Source organism: Bremerella sp. P1 (genome assembly GCF_028748185.1).
Lineage (GTDB): Bacteria > Planctomycetota > Planctomycetia > Pirellulales > Pirellulaceae > Bremerella.
The window spans coordinates 4,430,136-4,447,710 of record NZ_CP118164.1 but is presented as its reverse complement, the minus strand read 5'-3'; the positions used below and the strand labels follow the sequence as shown (position 1 = coordinate 4,447,710).

Below are 17,575 nucleotides of genomic sequence, written 5' to 3'. Positions count from 1 at the left end.
ATCACTGCGCCGGACAGGCTCCGGTCGCACAATCCGTTGCCCCGACCAGCGTCGCGGCGGGAGCGCAGTAGCAAACGGGGCTGCAGTAGCACGACGGACCGCAGCCGCACCGGCGCTGGCGAATGGTTCGGACCAAACGAACGGGGGCGCGAGCGACTCGCAGGGGAGCGCGAACCACCGCACGCAGACGATGCCCGAACCGGCCACACGCATGGGCCTCGCAAGGCACCATCCAACAAGCAGCCGCAACGGCCAGAACAGCAATCAACAGGGAACGCTTCACGGTTCTTCCTCCTTGGAGAACATCAGAGACGGGGACTACTGACTGAGACGCACGCGAACGGTGGCGTCCGCGTCGGCTGCCGCCTTCACAACCTTGCCGATCTGCTTGTTCGCGCCGGCACCGTCGGTCGCTACGGCCACGTTGTTGGTGTCGTCCCAATACGCGATCGCACCGACCGCGAAGGTCACGCCACCGCCGGCCTCCTTGGCGAAGTCGAAGACGCCATCGACAACGAGGGCTCCGACTTCACCCGCCGCGAGCGGACGAACCACCACGCCGACCAGATCGCCTTGGACGACGACGTCGCCGGATGCCAACGCACCGACCGGCGTGTGGTCGACGTATTTGCCGTCTTGAATGAAAGTTGCTTGTGCCATGAATCAGGCTCCTTGAGTTTCAGCTTGTGTACGTCGAGCTTGCTTACGCTTCGCCCTTGCTCTTCAGACCGCCGCGAGGATCCTGCAGAGCCACACCGAAGTCGTGATAGCCACGCATCTGCACGCCGAGCACGTTGAAGTCGGCGTCAGCCGTTTCGATCGTGGGCGCCTCCTGGCCATTGAGGAACGCGACCTCGATCACGGGCAGATCGGTAGGCTCGGCCAACAGGAACCAAGCCTTCGCCGAGTTGCCGGTGTACTGAGAGTTGGACAGGTACCGGCTGACCTCGACCCGGAACTTCCCTTGGTGCGGGTTGCTCACGGGGTACTTGGTGCTGGAGGTGGTGTCTCGCAGCTCCATCGACTTGAAGAGCTGTGATCCCAGCGCGGAGAGCGCAGTGGGCACCAGCAAGATGGCGGGCATGACGCCGATCGGCTTACCATCGGCGTCGGTCTGATCCATGAAGGTGACCTCGCCCTGGGTCAGCCCATCAATCGACAGTCCCGTCGTGGCGCCACTGATGTAGTTGTTGTTGCCAGCGGTGAAGAAGCTGGCGTTATCCATAAAGGTGGACCAGAAGATGTCGTTGATCTTCAGGCCCGACCCACGTCCCAGCTTGCGAGGCACCGTAGTGATCGCACCGAGGTCATCGTTGACGATGTCGCGGCGGTCGATCGACAGCATCAATCCATAGGTGTCGGCCTTGTTGCTGTACTGCTCCTCGCCGAGCGTTCCGTGTTTGAGTTCTCCACCAGGAGCTACCTGCTCGTACTGCTCTTTGCCGATCATCCGGTAACTGGTGACCGTCTTGAAATCGCTCACATTGCGGATCGCGCAGATGTTTCGCCACGTCCGCTCCACACTGAAGAAGCCTTCCAGCAGAAACTTGTTGGCAACGTTCGACAGGATGCCCCCCAGGTCAATCGTCGAGAACGAAGCCTGCACGCTGCGACTGAAGGCATGATCGAACACGGCCCGCGGATCACGGAAAGTGCGTCCCGTGTAGCCGTTGGCCCACGCCGCTTCAAGCATCAACTCTTGCAGGCCGATACCGCCCTTGAATCGTCGTGACGCGGCATCGAGAGCGCGAGGTTCGGCGAAGTCTTCCAGTCGGCTCAGTCCGGCGGTCATCATGCAGGCCGCCTCCAGGACCGAACTGGTCATCTGGTTGTCAGGCACGTGAACCGAAGGAGCGACGGGGCGGGTGATTCGGAGGATCTCCAGTTCCGTTCGCTGTTCGCTCCAGCCATCACGAATGGCTCGAGCTTCGATGTCCGGGTAACGTCCGCCGCACTGGCGACGGATGGCTCCGATTCGCTCGACTTCCGCTGCGGCCGCCGCGCGAATCTCCTCGACCGTGGTCGCGGTCTGTGCCGCGGCGCTGGCGGCAGGCGGAGGCGAAGCCGGCGGATCATTTGCCGGAGGCGTCGCAGGGGCCGTTGGTGTTTGGCTGGTAGATTGGGTGTCGTCGTGGTCGACGGTAGAGGACTCATCCATGGACTCTTCTCCTGAAGGGGATTGCGCGGCGACGCTGGCGCTGGTGGCACCGTCGGCACCGAGATCGACGAAGCTGATTTCGCCCAGCGAAGCTTTGCGGACGACATTGAGAGGGCCGTCGTACTGGCGGCCATTGACGGTCACGGTCTGGCGATCCTTGACGAACTCGAATTCCTCGACGCTCGCACCGATCGACGCTTGCCAGGGAAAACCGTTCTTGGAACTGATGACGACTTCGCGGGCCGCTGGCGTATCACGCGAGACCACGCCGCTGGCCATCAACTGGCCTTGCTCGATTCGGATCGCATCGGTGTGCCCCACGCCCGAAAGCGGATCGTGCCCGAATCGGATGGGACGCGACTGGGATGGGATCGAAAGTCCGGCCAGGTCGATGATCACCGGATAACGCCAACCACCGACTCGCATCGGTGCGCCGGTGTAGGCGAGCATCTTGAACCGGGGCAGCGCCGATCCGCTTTCACCGGCAGCCGACGCGTCGATATCGATCACGGCATTCGCTGTGAAGTTGAGGCTGGTTGGCGTCGCTGGCTGATCAGGATCGGTTGGCTGGGACTTCTTCGTCGGCTTCGTCGCCTTCATCGGTGTCCTCCGTGGAAGTTGAGGGTTGGCTCTCTGCAGCGGTGAGCCCGAGTTCATTCATCAGTGCGAGCTCTTTGGCCCGCTGCCTTAGTTGCGTTTCCCAGTCGAGACCGCGCCGCGCGTATTCGTCAGCGAGCGTGGTTGTGTGACTGGCCAGACGCGTGGCTTGTGCCGACGCCTCCTTGGCAGGATCCACATGCTCGTGTCCGTCCCAAAACCACTGATGGGACCATTGAGCGATTGGGCCGAGACCGGCTGGCAGAAGGCCTGGAATCAACGCGGCTTCGTCGAACCAGGCGGCGAGAATGCGATCGAGCACGACGCTTTCCAGATGTGATTGCTCGACGCGAATGGCTTTGAAGTAGGTCTGATGATCGAGGCGACCCGAGGCGTAGTTGTATCCACTGCTGTTCGCCGCAGCGATGTTGTACGGCATGTTCAGGCAGCGGCTGATTTCGTTCAGTAGTTCGTGCTTGAACTCTGCGTAAGTCGTCGATGGCTGCTGGGCCTCCATCTGACTCATCTTCCATCCGCCAGGCATCGTCAGCAGCGCACGCTTTTCAAGTTCGATTGGCTCGAAGGGTTCGGCCGCGTCGGCTTCACCGTTGGCGGGAGCGTCGGTGTAGAGGATGCCCGCGAAGTCGGCTGCCGTCTCCGCAGCGGAGAGAACCGCGAGCGTGAAGCGGCGTAGCTGAGCGAATAGCGGCAACGCCGGCATGATGTCCGGAATCCCGCGAGCCTGACCGGGGCGATCGCAGCGAAACCAGTGCACAACACTGGAAGCCGGAATCCGGTCGTAGCCCCGAAGGATCCCGGCGGTTCCTTCACCCGGATGCCCCTGGAGGATGTGGTATTCGACGGGGTTTCCGTACGCGTCGAATACGATGCCATCGACGGAGTCACCCGTGAGTTGATTGAGATCCGGGGTCGCCACCTGATCCGCCTCGACCAATCGCAGGTCGAGTTGGATATCGGTAGTCAGACGCGGGTTGCTGGTCAGAACGGCGAAAGATTCGCCATCCGTGGCGCGCGATACCCGCATCGTGCGGAGCTTTTGCGGAAGATCGATGGCGCGAGCCCACTGCATGAACGCCTGTTCGATGCGTCGGTTGGCTTCGCCATCGCTGGTGAGCAATTGGAGACGGGGACCGGTGCCGATCACGTCGTGGGCCAGCGTGAGCACGATGCCGCGTGCATAGCTGTTATTGGCGACTTCGTAGCGCGATCGATTCCGCAGAACGCGGCGTACTTCTGGGCTATTGGCCGCATTGGCGGATAGGCCATCGGCGTTGGCCCAGTGGCGACGGTTGTCCTCCGTGGTCACGGCTGCGTCGTAGCGCAGTCGCAGTCCACGGTGACGCAGCACGCCGCGCACTTGGGACTTCTGGTTCGAGAACAGTCGCTTGGACAGCCAGTTCAGCACGGTCAATCGGCTCCCGGTGGAACGAGCTTGTTGAACACCAGGCCGCGCCGCTTCGTCTTGGCCGCCTCTTTGGAGGCCAGGTACTTGTCGGCTGCGATCTGGTCCGGGAGTTTGTGCTGCTCGACGCTGCCAGCGTCCCCAGCGGCCTTGGCAGGTCCCTGGGCATTCTGGCGAATGTCATTGGAGAGGTCGTCAGGCATCGGCAGGTACTCCAGCGGAGAGCATGGAACGATGCTCCCCTATCTGTTGACCTACCCGGTCGACCTGCGATTTGACGAAAGAAGTTGGTGCGTCGATCGAATGGTGCTACATCTAGCGATCCGCTGCTTTGGAAATGCCTTGTGGTGACTCGTAAGTCACGATTCGTCTTCCACAATGCCGGCAGGACTTCCGGCGGCGGATCCGTCCGTCCCGAAGAGGCTCAGTGTGCGTCGTGTAGAAATGGCGGCAGCCACACTGGGGACATTCGATTCCGCGTGGTTGCTCCGGCGGATCTTTGTGATTCATGCACGCCGCCTCCGCTGGAGTGCTGCGAAGCTCACGCGTTTCTTCTCGGGCTGTAGCTTCGCTTCGGTACCGCCGAGCACGACGCCCTGCATGGAAGCAGCCACGGCACAGCCTACGAGACAATCGAACCAGTGGTTGTCGGCTCGCTCCGGCCGCATCTTCCACTCATCCACCGTGCGTCCACGGCCTTCCGTCTTCACGCGGTATTCGGCGGACAGATGGTCGGCAAAAAGCCGGTGCGTTTCGGGGCTGGTACCGAAGAGCGACAAACACCCGCGATCTCCCATCGCAACCGCGAGCCGCGCGTGAATGAACGACTTCCAGTAGTTGGTGTCGTAGACCACGTGCCGCACCGCGCGTTTGCCACGGACATTGGGTACACGCCAGTTGTGGCCGACGCGATCGCCGGGGCGACGCTTGTACTCGGAGAAAGGCTGACTGGACGCTCCCACGAAACGGCCGTGGCTGGGCATCACGATGCTGGCGTGCGCGGACTGCCGGCAGAACTGATACACCACGTCGGTTGAGGATCCCCAGTTCGCGTCGATCAGGCAGCGTTCGCTTCGCAGCATGGCGCCGTCATCACGTTTCCATTCGCGGCCAAGGAGTGTGGCGGTCAACGATTCCAAGCCTGCGAAGATCGATCCTTCTAGTCCGGTGTTCATGGTTGCCGTGGTTAACGTCTGGCGAGCGTCACGGAGCGTGAAGTACGGACGCTGCTGGTCGGGGAACGTGCCGTAGTCGACCACGTACCCCGTGAAATCCTCCTCCCAGGCGGCCACGACATAGAACAGCAGGTTGGCCTGCACATCGATGAACGTGGTGACGTGGTTGCAACCGATGGGTATCGCGAGACGCTCCATGCGGTTGAACTTGCGAGCAATCTGATCGGGCGTCAGTTCGTCGTCGGTGCCGGTGTCCTCGGGGAGCGGCTCGTTCTGATACTCCGCAAAGAAGGCAGCCTCATCTTGAAGCTTCAGATTCATCGCGTGCTGGATCGCCGACACCTCGTCGTGGTTGTATCGCTCGGGCCAGGCGACTTTGGCTCCCTCGTCCATCGCCTCGCGATTTGCCACGTAGAAGTCGGTCGCCAATCGGATGTCTCCATGTTGGCGAAGACTCTCTGCCCGAAGCTCGCCGTATCGTAGCCACAGCGATTCGTTGCTCGGAAACGCGTCGACCATCTTGGTCCGTTCGCCATTCCATTCCGGATGCTTGTCGCGGCAGAGGATGTTGTCTGCCATGTCACCGGGACGAATGACCGTGCACGGCATGATGCCGGAGATCTTTTTGCCCGGTCCCGCCAAGCCCAGAATCGCCCCAGCCAGAATGCTCTCACGGGTTGCACACTGCGATAGCGACCGGGCGGACTCGTCCGTTTGCGGGTCGTCGATGACCACAAGCGATGGTCGCATCGTCTGGCCATCGGATCGCTTGTATTTCATCCCGCGAATGCGACCGGTGATCCCAGCGACCTTGATGATCGCGCCGCTGCCAACGCTTCCAGGAATGGTCGGCAACACGACTTCGCGAGCCGTCCAGCCGATGTGCGTCCGGTGTCCCTGGTAGAGCTGTCCATTGCAGCGGTTGGCGATCCCGTCGAGTGCCTGAATCGGATAGACGACTTCCGGATAGTCCTCGAGTAGCAGATCGTTGCCATCGAGTTCCATCTTGATCGAGTCGAGCATGTCCATCGCGTGGCCTTCGTCGCTGCCGATCAGACAGACGAATTCCCGGTGGCCGTTGAGTACCGCCCAAATGCATGCGCACTCACAGATGGTCGTCTTACCCGATCCGCGAGGCATAGCCATGGCGAAGAGTCCACCACGCAGTACTGCCTGCTCGATGCGCGTGATGACCTTGAGGTGATCGGTCGACCAAGCCAGATGAAACGTGAGCGGGAAATAGGCTTCGCAGAAGTAGCGAAAGTCGCTCGCGGCCTTCGCCTTCCGCTGCGGGTCAACCACTTCTGGCAAGTCGCCGATGTCTCGACCGGCGATCGCCAGTGCCACGTTTCGCGCGCGGGCCCGTTCTTTCAGCTTCTCGTACGAATCGCCATCGGGTTCGGATTTGGGTGCATGCCTCAGTTCGACCAGCCACGCGACGTAGCGCAGCAAGTCGATGTGCCTGGCGTCGCCGATCCGTAGCCCAGCGCGCGTGCGATGGCGATGCAGCTGTCGTTCGCTGATCACCTCGCCTAGCGGTGTTGAATTGAGCAGCCGGCACAACTCACTGGGCCGGAGCTTCCGCGGGTCAGCTGCCACGTCCCATCCCCTTCACGAGCCAAGCCGCGTAATGCATTAGGTTCAGCGTTCCATCCGGATTGGTTGGAGCGCCGCTTTGAATGTCTTCTTCAATCTGCCCGACTGGGATCTGCACCTTCGCGGCTGCCGAGAGCAACTTCGAAGCTTGCGCGGGAGTCAGCCGATTCGGGTCCAAGGGGCCTTTCTCATTCGACATGGCTGGCTCCATTTCGCGGACTTTGCGTGTGGGCCAACACGGGGCCACACGTGGCGATGTTTCTGACTTCTCGCCTCCTCGTTGGCATGTCTTGAGGACGCGGACACGGGCCAATTTCGCGGCCCTTTCGCGGTCCAAGAGAATCTCCGGAATTGCTGCCAGGATCGCTTGATGTGTTTCCGAACGCATGGCTCATGTGTGTCATCGCGATGCGGATCGCGGACCACCAAACCACGGAGAAACGACCATGACCGACACGCACGAACCTTTCGAGTACGACCTGGGCGACGACCTGCGAATCCTGCGAACGACCCGCCGCGCTTCCGGGGGCGGGACTTGGGTGGCGGGAACGATCGACGAGTTCCGCTTCGACGCATTGGTCTTTCCGGAACACGCCGACAACCCGGATTGGGAGATCGGAGAAAGCCGCATCTCGAAGCTTTGGATCGCCCGGCTCGACACGAAGCAGACGGTTTTCAACTGGGACCGCGGGCTCGACGTACCCGCCGCCACCGACAAGACGCAGGCGGTGATCGACTTCCTCGCCGCCGGCCTCGCCGAACACATCTACGCACGCTAACGCCAACCCAACAGGAGAACGACCATGACCATCGACGAATTGATCCAGCGCCTCGAAGACTACCGCGACGAGATTGGCGGCGACGCCGAGGTGCGATTGATGACGCAGCAGAACTGGCCCTTCGAGAACACGATCTTCGGCTTGGCTTCCGGCGAGGAGATCAACGCCGACCCCGACGACGAAGATGACGACGACGTCGAAGCGGACCAGGTGCTCTACATCTGCGAAGGCCAGCAGCTCGGCTACGGGAGCAAGCGAGCCTGGGAGGTGGCGTACTGAAGCCGAAACGCGACCGGACGACGCCGGCGCGTCGCGGCGGGTGGTTCCCGCCGCCTGATGATGGCAGCCAAACCATCGCCACCCACAGATCGGAGACCACCGATGACCACGAAGAAGACCACCACGACCCGAAAGCCCGCCGCCGCCAAGAAGGTCTCGCCCAAGAAGGTTGCATCGACCAAGCCGGCATCGAAGCCCCGCGCCGCGAAGGCGGCCAAGCCGGAAACGCCTCCCGCCGAACCGAAGGCGGCAGCGAAGCCGAAGGCGACGAAGGGCGACAAGCCCAAACGCACGTCGGCGCTCGACGCGGCCGCCAAGGTGCTGGCGGAAGCCGGAGAGCCCCTCAACACCAAGGAGATGATCGAGGCGATGGCCGAGAAGGGGTACTGGACCAGCCCCGGCGGCAAGACGCCTCATGCCACGCTCTACAGCGCGATCCTTCGAGAGATCAAGGCGAAGGGATCCGAAGCGCGGTTCATCAAGAGCGAACGGGGCAAGTTCGCCCGCGCGAGCTGAGGAGGCCCGAAGCCATGACCGACAAGCAACCTGAACACGCCGTGGCCGATGCGCTTCGCAAGGTGGCGCGGCGCATCGATGAAGAACTGGGGGACGGCCTCCGCAGTTGGAAGATCGACGCCGAAGACCTGCTGGAGACGCTGCTCTCGGTTGCCGACGAGCTGGACCCGCCTCTACCGGGCCCCAAGCCCGCGTCCCGCAAGGAATACCGATAGGCGGCCACGTTCCGCCAACACACGCCCGACGCTTGCCGCGTGCGGGCGTTTTCTCGTGGCTGGCGTCGTCGGGCGTCGCTTCGGAAAGGTTGCGACACTGGCCAACGTGTCGCGTCGAAAGATTACTGCCGGAATGTTCGCGACGGCGCTTGATGTGTTCCGCTTTCCATGGCTCATGTGTCATGTCCAAAGACGAACGCCAAAAACCAACCAAGGAGAAACAGACATGACGGCCAAGAAGACCAACGACCTCGAAACCCGGCTCCGCGAAGCCTTCCGCACGATGGACCCGCACCAGGCACAGGAGATTCGCGAGGCCTACTACAAGGCGGTCGAGGGGCTGCACACGTTGGCCGAAACGCTCGAGGTCGCGGACATCGGCATCGGGGAAACGAACGACCACGCGTTGATCGAAGAGCACCTCAACGCCTGCATGGCAATCGACGCCATGAAGAACAGCCTGCTGGGCCGCATTCTCTGAGGTAAGACCATGACCACACTTCCGCGCACTGGCGACCGCATCCGCCTGCTCTCCATGAGTGACGATCCCCATCCGATTGCGCCCTGCCAGACCGGGACCGTCGTCGGTGTTTCGAGTTTCGGGGAAGGCAAGGACCGCTGGCATCAGATCGACGTCTCCTGGGATGACGGTCGGACGCTCATGTTGGTGTCGCCTCCGGACCAATTCGAAATCATCTCCGCCGGCAAGTAGCGAACCGGCAGGTCCATGTCGATCGCCAGATCGATCTCGGCTTGCACGCCTCGACTCTCACGCCAGCCATCGAGCTGCAGCACCACGATCTCCCGGCAGCAGCTCATCAATGCACGGTCACACCGTTGCCAGAACTCCCAATCGGTCGGCAAGCCGAAACGCACCAGCGGGTGGCTATGCACGATCGGAGAGAACGCTGGCTCGCCCCGATGGATTAGCTGAGCCGTTGCTTGGCATGCCATCTCGAACCGTCGCTCGCGCACTTCGCGCTGGGCGTGTGAGTAGGGACTGGCCAGATAAATCATGCCGCGATTACCGTCGCCCCCTCGCGCGGTCGTCATCGCATCGCCTCCTCTCGCGCCTTCATTGGAATCGGCGATTCACCGGTTCGCTCCAGCACAGCCTGCTTGCCGCTGAACCGCTGAAACCTGTCGACGATGACGTCGCAATACGGCATGTCGATCTCCATCAGGAATGCGCTGCGTCCTGTCTGCTCCGCGCCGATCAACGTTGAGCCACTGCCACCGAATAGGTCCAGGACGTTTTCACCAGCGACGGTCGAGTACTGCATGGCGCGAACAGCCAGTTCCGCGGGCTTGGCCGTCAAATGCTCCATTTGCTGCGGCGGGATCTTCTTCACATGCCACAGATCGGGGACGTTGTTGGGACCGTAGAACCGATGTGCGGCACCCTCCTTCCAGCCATAGAAGGCAAGCTCGAAGCACCCAAGGAAATCCTTGCGAGTCAACACGGGATGCAGCTTGTCCCAGACGATCGCTTGCGAGAAATAAAGACCGTTCTTGCGGAGGAACGGTGGATAATTCCCGAGGTTCGCGTAGCCTCCCCAGCAATAAAAGCCGCGACCGGGTTCCAACACGCGAGACATGTTTCCGAACCAGGCATCGAGCAGTCGGTTGAATTCCTCGTCCGAAACGAAGTCGTTCTCAAGCGGCCGATCCTTGGCTCGCAGTTTCTTCCCGGTCGGCTTCGCCTTTTCAGGGTGACGCTCCACGTCAAGCTTCTGGTGGTGTGAGGTGCCCTGGAACGACGACAAGCCCGCCGCGATCGCGTTGTTGGATCGCGGTTCCACCTTGACGTTGTACGGCGGGTCCGTGTTCACAAGGTGGATCTTCGCGCCGTCCAGCAGGCGATCCAAGTCTTCCGGTTTACTGCTGTCGCCGCAAAGCAGTCGGTGGTCCCCCAGGATCCACAGGTCGCCGGGCTGCGTTACCGGCGCGTCCGGTGGCTCCGGCACCTCGTCGGGATCCGTGAGGCCTTCGTTCACGCCCGGGTCGAGCAGCTTGGCAAGATCATCCGCGTCGAACCCCAACAGGCCGAGGTCGTAATTGCATGATTGCAGCTCGCCCAACTCAATCGGCAGCAAGTCGTAGTTCCACTCGGCCAGCTCACCGGTCTTGTTGTCGGCGATGCGATACGCCTTGATCTGCTCGGGCGTCAGATCCTTGGCGGTGTGGACCGGCAGCTTCTCAAGGCCCAGTTGCACGGCAGCCTTGTAGCGCGTGTGTCCACAGATGATGACGGAGTCGGTATCAACCACGATCGGTTGCCGGAAACCAAACTCACGTATGGATGCCGCAACGGCTGCGACCGCGTTGTCGTTCAGGCGGGGGTTCTTGTCGTACGGCCGAATGTCGGCCAGCTTGCGAAGTTCGATTTTCATGAGAGTGCGTCCTCCAAGTGACGAATGGCGTTTTCCTGTCCGGGGCTGGCGTCGAAGTCGGTGGATGGTTCGAAGCCAGAGCGATGTCGATCGTTGGGTCTGCCCACCAGTTCAATCATGGGCGGGCTGCCTTGAGCGCCGGTGCCGTGCAATCGCCAGGCACAAGCGTCGCATAGGTCGTCAGTTCCCCACTTCGGACGCGTGTTGCAGATCAGGCAGATGCTCTGATCCGGTAGCGTCAGCACCGTGCTGTTGATCACGGGAGCCTCCTTGCTGGCTAGGTCGGGGAATGCACGTGCCGCCAAGCAGCAACACGCAAAGCAACGTGAACCAGGCGAGGTTCCAGAAGAACTTCTCCAGGCCCTTGGCCGTCGGCACCACGATCTCGTTGAAGCGATCTCGGCCCCGGGCTTCCTGCGGTGAATCGGTCATGTGTTTTTCCTCTTTCGTTGTCTGCGGACCTGGAAATAAAACTCTCTAGCGCTTTGCGGCTGTTCCCGCTGGCGTCTTCCGTCCATTTCTGGGCCGGGAAGTACCTATGGGTTAACAGCCAGGCGGCGGGCGGGCCTTGGCCACGTGACGCGACACGTCGCGTCGTGTCGCAATGGACCAGAAGATCGGAGCGTTGCGCCAAGCCAAGAGAGATCGCGCGACGTCGGCCAACGTCGTGCGAACGGGGTGGTCGAGCGGCCAGCTGAGAACCGGCGGGCAGATGGTCGAAATCGACGCTGTCGGGGTTAGCGGGGTTGCTCGGGTTATTTTCCCGCTACTTGTATTGCGCTCATGTACGTGTACGCCTCTTACAGCGCGCGTACATCTCGCGTACGTGTAAGCATAGACGGCAAATAACCCCGATAACCCCGACGCAGTTCGTAACATGTTCTCACCAAAGCCTTTGCTGGTCGGGGTTAGTGTCGGGGTTATTGGTTTTCGTCGGGGTTATTAACCCCGACAGCTTCCACCGTCGAACCTTCCGTTTCGTGTCGCTGCCGGCGCATAACAGCTTGCGCCCGTTGAAGATGCGGCCCGTGAGTCGTGAGAGATGGCGTCCGAGCGACCTGCGCAGCGCGCCCTCGCCTTTATCGCGCTGTACAACGAGCGGATCGGGCAGCGCGCGGTCTTGTACGCCACCGTGCGCAAGGATCTGTTGGCACAGTTCATCCACCACCACTGGGGTGGATTCGAACGCTTCCCACCACGCCTCGAAGAAGGCAGCCCACTGCTGCGTATCCTCGTCCTGGACCAGTTGTGTCTGCTCCAGGTTGCCTAGAAAGCCGTCGATCCCAGCGAACGCCAGCACGCTACCGATGGTCTCGGCCCACTCATCGAAGCTGCCCAGCGTGGGCACATCCGCAGTGGGCTTGCCGTTCGTGTACCAGGCCCGAACGATCGTCAGCGCTGCCGAGAGAAGATCACCACGCCGCTCTTGGATATGTCGCTCGAGGCCTTTGATCTTGAATCCGGTGCGCTCCCACGGCCGCTCAGCATTGGCGTCGAGCCGAATGCCATAGCTACGGCGTGGCATGTCGCCGGCGACCCGCAGGTTATTGCCAGTGGCAGCCCAGACGACGCGTGAAGGCAGCCGGATCGCGTTGTTGCGACCGAGTAGTCGGTCGGACCATTCATCGCTCGTGAGTGCGGCGGCAAGGGACGGCGAATCGATCGTGGTGTTGTCCGGGATGTTATCCAGCAGCACGAACGGCGAAGCGGCCAGCAAGATCGACGTGATCTTCTTACGCCACTCGTCGTCGTTGTCCCGCGAGGGGATCGACTCGGACGAGATGTTGCCCACCGCAATCGTGGCAAGCGATGTGACCAGCAGCGTCTTGCCGGTTCCCTGCATCGGCGCATCAATAATCGCCAGCGGCACATGCCCTGTGATCACCGGCCGCATCAGCAGCGTGAACAGAATTGCCAGCGCGTTGGCTCGGCTCGGTTCGTCGGCGAACGGGAAGTCGCTGATCACGTCCAGCAGGATATCGACGCAAGCTCGGACCTCTTCGCCGCAGGGATACTCGGGGATCGGCACGAGCTTCAAATCCGGATCCGGGCAATACATCAACCGGCTCTGGGCGTCGTAGCCGGGCGTCGTGCAGATCGTCCCGTCTTGCCGCAGGATTGGAGCGCGGGCGATACCGGCCAGCGGCGGCAGATCCCAGGCGGTCTGGGCCAAGACATTCTCCGCAAGCGACAGCGGTGGATTCGTACCTACCTGCTCGTAGGCTCCACCTTCGCCCTTGCGAAGCGTGAAGAAGTTGGCGACCTCTGAGAGCCGGCAACGCATCCGCACTCGATCGAAGGATTCAATCTTCGGAACGCCGTTCTCGTCTCTCATCACTCGGGCCACGGATCCCGCACGGACGAATACGCTGGGTGGCTTGTTGGCTCCGATGAGTGCGGCGAGTGCCTGGTCGGTCAGATCGCTGAGCTGGATGTCATCGATCAGAATCGACGGCAGGCCGGGCTTGGTTGGCGGTGGTGGCTGGGGTCGTGATCGCTTCCGCTTGCCCTTTGGTTTGTACTGCTTGGTGACCTTGGCGAGCGCCTTGTCGATTGTTATCTCGCCGTAGGTCTGCTCGCCGTGCAACTGATCCCACTTCTCTCGCATCAATCCCGACTGACGAAACAGCCGATCGATCTGCCCAGCATCTTTGGTGTAGAACGCCAGCGTGAATACGACCGACGAGTCCGCTTCGCTTGCGGAGTTGAAGTGCGAGTTCCAGTCGCCCGACCAGAGCGCCGAGAACTTCGCTCCGGTGCGTCGCTGGTTGGAAGCGAGCTGAATGATCTCGTCGTCATCCAGCGAGACGTGACCGTTGTCGCTCGGCTTGGGACGAGGCGTCGTGGATGGACAGCCCGCCGTGTGACCATCGTCTTCACCAAAGACGGCTCGATAGACCTGCTCGAGTTGGCCTTGGCGATCTTCTATCGCAAAGGATGCGGTATCCAGGCGCTGCCCGGTGAGCGTGAAGAACCGACCGTTGTCGTAGATCTCGACTTCACCGTCGTGGTAGGCCTTGCGGCAGCGGGAGCCCGGTTTGTTGGCCTTGAGAAAGACCTTTAGGCCCGTGCCCGAGGGACTGATCTCGGTGTAGCTATCGAGTCGCTCGACAATGTCGGCCGCCCAGCCCTTGAGCTGACGGGAGTCGGGATTGATCGAGTCATCGAGGTCCACGCCGCAGTATTGGTCATCGGCCGAGAACACAAAGCCGACGCCGGCAAGCCCGCTATCGCTCTGGCAAGCGGCGATTGCTCTGTCGAAAGTGCCCCACGTGTCGGGCTCGGTGGATTTCGCGAGCGACCCCGTGTGGGGATTCACCGGTGCCTTCGTTGGCTTTCCGTCGCGCTCGACGTATTTCCACGCAACCCACTGTGATAATTGGCGAATGCACGCGGGAGCGTTCTCGGTGATGGTGCTTGGGTCAATGGCCGGCGCTGAACTCAAGAGTGTGCCTCCTGTGACTGCTCCTCTTCTGCTGGTGCATTCGATTCATGCCGCTGAAGTTCTCGCTCCAGGTACCAGCGGGCCTTGCGAAGGTCCTCGAGGTAACGACCCTTGTGCGCGGCGCGGGCTGTGTACTTCACGACGTTGCCCAGGTGAAACCCAAGCCCCCACGCTTCGATGGCGTCGATCACTTCGATCGAGCCGAAGGTGTAGTGGCGAGGTCGCGCGACGGGATCGTGGCCGTTGTGGCTATCGCTGGTCATGCCGGCACCTCCAGCGGTGATTCCGCGATCACATCCTTGCGGCTGGCCCATAGACTCAGAAACGTTCGCCGATCGATCGTGCTGTTTTTCTTCACGGCGTTGTGCAGCCCCCAGCGGTCGCCCATGAGGATGCAGTAGCGGCTGGCCCGCGTGACGGCCGTGTAGAGCCAGTTGCGATCGGCAAAGAAGTGCGACTTGTGGCAGAGCACTACGGCGCAGGGGAACTCGCTCCCTTGGGCCTTATGCGCTGTCAGCGCGTAGGCAAGCTGGACGTTGAGCACCTGTTCGTTCTGAATCAGCCGCTGGCCGGAGCCATCGAATTCGATCCAGTAACCGCCGCCCGAGCCCGGTTCGATACCGATCACACGGCCAATCGTCCCGTTCATGACACCCAGCCCGTAGTCGTTGACGGTCTGGATAACCTTGTCGCCTTCGGTGAACTTTCGCTCGACTTTGCCGTGCAGCACCCGCTGCATCATCTGATTGATTGCCTTGGTCCCCAGCGTCCCGATGTGCGTTGGGGTGATGATCTGAACGTCGGAGATTGGGTCGAGCCCAAGGCGACTGGGGATCTTCTCGAGCACCAGTTCCCGTAAGTAAACCTGGATCTGCTGCGGGTCCTTGAATGCGTCCACCACGGTCCACGCGGGATCGCCCGTTGCCGTCGGCGCGATCCGCTCCGAGAGAATCGCCGTGCTGTTGGTCTTCAGAATACCGGCTTGCCGGACGACCTCGTCGAGGATCACCGTGGGGACCAGGTTGTGATCGATGATGTCCCGCAGGACGTTCCCTGGGCCGACGGGTGGCAGTTGGTTGTGATCGCCCACCAGGACAAGACGAGTCCTCGTGAAATCGATCCGCTTCAGCAATTCCGCCATCAGAGGCGCATCAACCATCGACACCTCATCGACGACCACCACGTCGTAGGGCGGGTCGGCATCCTCATCGATGTCGCCGTCTTCGGTGAGCGCTTGGTCGGAGAGGCTGACGCGATTGAACTTGTGCCCGTCGTAGCCTAGAAGCCGATGCAGCGTCTTGGCCTCCAGGTTAATTCCCTGTGCCCGCAACGACTCTTCGATCCGTTTTGCCGCCTTGCCCGTGGGCGAGCAGAGGGCCACGCGGAGATTTGCCTTTTCATAGGCGTCGGCCAATCGCGCGACGACGTACGTTTTCCCCGTGCCTGCGCCACCCGAGATGACGACTATCGGATAGGCCATTGCGGTCTGGTAGGCTTCCGCCTGTCGAGGCTTGAGGCCGACCAGGTTCTGCTTCACGCGCCGCACAGGACGCTCGGTCCAGCCATAGGTGTCGAAGATCGACTGGATGTACTCTTCCGCCTCGACACACCTAGGAATCGCGACGGCGTTACCATCGGCAAGCAGCTGGTTATCGGCCAGCAGTTCGTGGACGGCGGCACCGATCACATCGAGACTGTCCATCGCGTCGAGTAGCAACAGGTCGTTGGCCTTCTCGATCAACTTGGCTCGACTGATCCAGGTGTGACCCGATGTCAGTTCATCGCTGACGACGAACAGCAGTCCCGCCGCAATCCGGCCTGGGTGATCCTTGGGCGTCCCCATGGCTCGCGCGATCTTGTCGACCTTCTTGAAGCCATAGCCTTTGACGTAGCGAATCAGCTGATACGGATCGGCACGAAGCACGCCCACCACCGAGTTGCCGAAAGTTTCGAGCAACGTCTCCATCTGGTGGTTGGTCAATCCGAACCCCGCCAGGTAGGAGCGGATCTCGTTGTCGGCGCTGTTGGCGATCCAGGCTTCCTGCAGCGAAACGAGCGTGGACTTCGGGATGCGGAGTTGTTGCCGCAGTTCGTCCAGGTCCTGGCGAATCAGTCGGTCCAAGTTGGCGGCGCTGGTGGCATACTGCACGATCTTCCGGGCCGTCGCTTCGCCGATGCCAACGAACGCTGGATGCTTGGCCAGATACTGAATCAGCCCCTCGGGACTCTCGGGCAATTCGTAACTGAGGCTCTCGGCTGCGAACTGTGGTCCGTACTTGGGATCCTTCTGCCACTTGCCAACGAGCGTGATGCAGTCGCCTTCGCTCGCGCAAAATGGCCCGCGGAAACGAACGGTTGCGTCTTTGTCCGTCTTGAGCACTCCCGCTGTGAACTTGGGACTACTGAAGTAAACGCGATTAACGGTGCCGGTGATCTTTCTAGCCATGCTGGGCACCTCCACGTTCCGCTTGGGTTCGCACAAAGGTTCGGAGGTAGGCGTCGGTGAACGCACATGCCGCTTGCCGCGAACCACACCAGAAGACCGGGACCATCCATCGCAGCGAGATGTAGAGGGCCATGCCCAGCAGCGAGGTTGGAGCGACGCCCCGCAGCGTTTCGCGATGCTGGTCGCGGAGCAGTGCATCGAGGTCCGCTTCCACGACGACGCAGGCAGCGTCCATCGCTCGCAGCTTGTCGAGTTCGGCCGCGAACCGCTGGAAGTCGTGAATCACCGTGTGAACAAAGTCCGCCAGGCTCTTGCGCTCCACGGCCACGCTCAGTTCGTGACCGGCGATCGAGTAATCACCCGCGTCGAGCTTTCGCCGCACGGTGGAGCAGGAGAACGCGTACGGTTCCTGCTCACGCGAATCAATGACAATTTGAAAATCCATGCCGGGGTTCCCGTCCGTGTTGTTGTGTCGAAAGAAAAAGCCGGGGCGGGCGCGGGGAGTCTGGCCCCACAGGCTTGGTGCGGACCCGGCGAACACGCACCAGAAAAG

22 protein-coding genes and 1 other RNA gene are annotated in these 17,575 nt (G+C 61.5%); 7 read left to right on the top strand and 16 right to left on the bottom strand.

Annotation, left to right across the window (positions count from 1 at the left end; genetic code table 11):
• Position 1: 1 nt before the first annotated feature.
• The 8 genes from PSR63_RS18710 to PSR63_RS18680 all read right to left on the bottom strand — a co-directional run bounded on the left by PSR63_RS18710 (position 2) and on the right by PSR63_RS18680 (position 7,337).
• A complete protein-coding gene (locus tag PSR63_RS18710) occupies positions 2-283 on the bottom strand; it encodes a hypothetical protein (RefSeq protein ID WP_274327200.1) in 282 nt (93 codons plus the stop codon).
• Positions 284-318: 35 nt separating this feature from the next.
• The gene (locus PSR63_RS18705) at positions 319-660 is read right to left on the bottom strand and encodes a DUF2190 family protein (RefSeq protein WP_274327199.1); all 342 of its coding nucleotides are present in this window, start codon (positions 658-660) and stop codon (positions 319-321) included.
• A gap of 43 nt (positions 661-703) precedes the next feature.
• Positions 704-2,758, bottom strand: coding sequence for a phage major capsid protein (locus tag PSR63_RS18700; protein WP_274327198.1), 2,055 nt, complete (start codon positions 2,756-2,758; stop codon positions 704-706).
• The gene (locus PSR63_RS18695) at positions 2,712-4,181 is read right to left on the bottom strand and encodes a phage portal protein (RefSeq protein WP_274327197.1); all 1,470 of its coding nucleotides are present in this window, start codon (positions 4,179-4,181) and stop codon (positions 2,712-2,714) included. Before PSR63_RS18695 ends, PSR63_RS18700 begins: the two co-directional genes overlap by 47 nt.
• Positions 4,182-4,183: 2 nt before the next feature.
• Positions 4,184-4,381 (bottom strand): hypothetical protein, encoded by a 198-nt coding sequence (locus PSR63_RS18690; protein ID WP_274327196.1) that lies wholly within the window; start codon positions 4,379-4,381, stop codon positions 4,184-4,186.
• Positions 4,382-4,493: 112 nt separating this feature from the next.
• Complete coding sequence (locus tag PSR63_RS28235; protein WP_443111049.1) at positions 4,494-4,688, bottom strand: NrdR family transcriptional regulator; 195 nt, start codon at positions 4,686-4,688, stop codon at positions 4,494-4,496.
• Positions 4,685-6,952 carry a terminase gpA endonuclease subunit gene (locus PSR63_RS18685; RefSeq protein WP_274327195.1) on the bottom strand — a complete coding sequence of 756 codons (2,268 nt, stop codon included), beginning with the start codon at positions 6,950-6,952 and terminating at the stop codon, positions 4,685-4,687. The genes PSR63_RS28235 and PSR63_RS18685 overlap by 4 nt, the downstream gene beginning before the upstream one ends.
• Positions 6,942-7,337, bottom strand: coding sequence for a hypothetical protein (locus PSR63_RS18680; protein ID WP_274327194.1), 396 nt, complete (start codon positions 7,335-7,337; stop codon positions 6,942-6,944). Before PSR63_RS18680 ends, PSR63_RS18685 begins: the two co-directional genes overlap by 11 nt.
• A gap of 58 nt (positions 7,338-7,395) precedes the next feature.
• On the opposite strand from PSR63_RS18680, the gene PSR63_RS18675 reads away from it, so the two are divergent.
• From PSR63_RS18675 to PSR63_RS28230, 7 genes are all read left to right on the top strand, one after another.
• A complete protein-coding gene (locus tag PSR63_RS18675; RefSeq protein WP_274327193.1) occupies positions 7,396-7,728 on the top strand; it encodes a DUF7678 domain-containing protein in 333 nt (110 codons plus the stop codon).
• 24 nt (positions 7,729-7,752) lie between these two features.
• On the top strand, positions 7,753-8,007 hold the full coding sequence (locus tag PSR63_RS18670; protein WP_274327192.1) for a hypothetical protein: 255 nt from the start codon (positions 7,753-7,755) through the stop codon (positions 8,005-8,007).
• Positions 8,008-8,080, top strand: an RNA gene (locus PSR63_RS18665) — hammerhead ribozyme type II. It begins immediately after the preceding gene.
• A 29-nt stretch (positions 8,081-8,109) separates the two neighbouring features.
• A complete protein-coding gene (locus tag PSR63_RS18660; protein ID WP_274327191.1) occupies positions 8,110-8,523 on the top strand; it encodes a winged helix-turn-helix domain-containing protein in 414 nt (137 codons plus the stop codon).
• A 14-nt stretch (positions 8,524-8,537) separates the two neighbouring features.
• A complete protein-coding gene (locus PSR63_RS18655) occupies positions 8,538-8,738 on the top strand; it encodes a hypothetical protein (protein WP_274327190.1) in 201 nt (66 codons plus the stop codon).
• Positions 8,739-8,964: 226 nt separating this feature from the next.
• Positions 8,965-9,219, top strand: a complete 255-nt coding sequence (locus tag PSR63_RS18650) for a hypothetical protein (RefSeq protein ID WP_274327189.1) — start codon at positions 8,965-8,967, stop codon at positions 9,217-9,219.
• Between the two features lie 9 nt (positions 9,220-9,228).
• Positions 9,229-9,450, top strand: coding sequence for a DUF4314 domain-containing protein (locus tag PSR63_RS28230; RefSeq protein WP_443111048.1), 222 nt, complete (start codon positions 9,229-9,231; stop codon positions 9,448-9,450).
• Here the strand turns inward: PSR63_RS28230 and PSR63_RS18645 are convergent.
• From PSR63_RS18645 to PSR63_RS18610, 8 genes are all read right to left on the bottom strand, one after another.
• The gene (locus tag PSR63_RS18645) at positions 9,363-9,791 is read right to left on the bottom strand and encodes a DUF1937 family protein (protein ID WP_274327188.1); all 429 of its coding nucleotides are present in this window, start codon (positions 9,789-9,791) and stop codon (positions 9,363-9,365) included. The two genes, PSR63_RS28230 and PSR63_RS18645, sit on opposite strands and share 88 nt — an antisense overlap.
• Positions 9,788-11,131, bottom strand: a complete 1,344-nt coding sequence (locus PSR63_RS18640; protein ID WP_274327187.1) for a DNA modification methylase — start codon at positions 11,129-11,131, stop codon at positions 9,788-9,790. The genes PSR63_RS18645 and PSR63_RS18640 overlap by 4 nt, the downstream gene beginning before the upstream one ends.
• Positions 11,128-11,391 (bottom strand): hypothetical protein, encoded by a 264-nt coding sequence (locus tag PSR63_RS18635; RefSeq protein WP_274327186.1) that lies wholly within the window; start codon positions 11,389-11,391, stop codon positions 11,128-11,130. Before PSR63_RS18635 ends, PSR63_RS18640 begins: the two co-directional genes overlap by 4 nt.
• Positions 11,312-11,563 (bottom strand): hypothetical protein, encoded by a 252-nt coding sequence (locus PSR63_RS18630; RefSeq protein WP_274327185.1) that lies wholly within the window; start codon positions 11,561-11,563, stop codon positions 11,312-11,314. Before PSR63_RS18630 ends, PSR63_RS18635 begins: the two co-directional genes overlap by 80 nt.
• A gap of 451 nt (positions 11,564-12,014) precedes the next feature.
• A complete protein-coding gene (locus PSR63_RS18625; RefSeq protein ID WP_274327184.1) occupies positions 12,015-14,576 on the bottom strand; it encodes a phage NrS-1 polymerase family protein in 2,562 nt (853 codons plus the stop codon).
• Positions 14,573-14,839 carry a DUF3310 domain-containing protein gene (locus tag PSR63_RS18620; protein ID WP_274327183.1) on the bottom strand — a complete coding sequence of 89 codons (267 nt, stop codon included), beginning with the start codon at positions 14,837-14,839 and terminating at the stop codon, positions 14,573-14,575. The genes PSR63_RS18625 and PSR63_RS18620 overlap by 4 nt, the downstream gene beginning before the upstream one ends.
• Positions 14,836-17,022, bottom strand: coding sequence for an AAA family ATPase (locus PSR63_RS18615; protein ID WP_274327182.1), 2,187 nt, complete (start codon positions 17,020-17,022; stop codon positions 14,836-14,838). Before PSR63_RS18615 ends, PSR63_RS18620 begins: the two co-directional genes overlap by 4 nt.
• Positions 17,015-17,467 (bottom strand): ERCC4 domain-containing protein, encoded by a 453-nt coding sequence (locus PSR63_RS18610; RefSeq protein WP_274327181.1) that lies wholly within the window; start codon positions 17,465-17,467, stop codon positions 17,015-17,017. The genes PSR63_RS18615 and PSR63_RS18610 overlap by 8 nt, the downstream gene beginning before the upstream one ends.
• Positions 17,468-17,575: the final 108 nt, after the last annotated feature.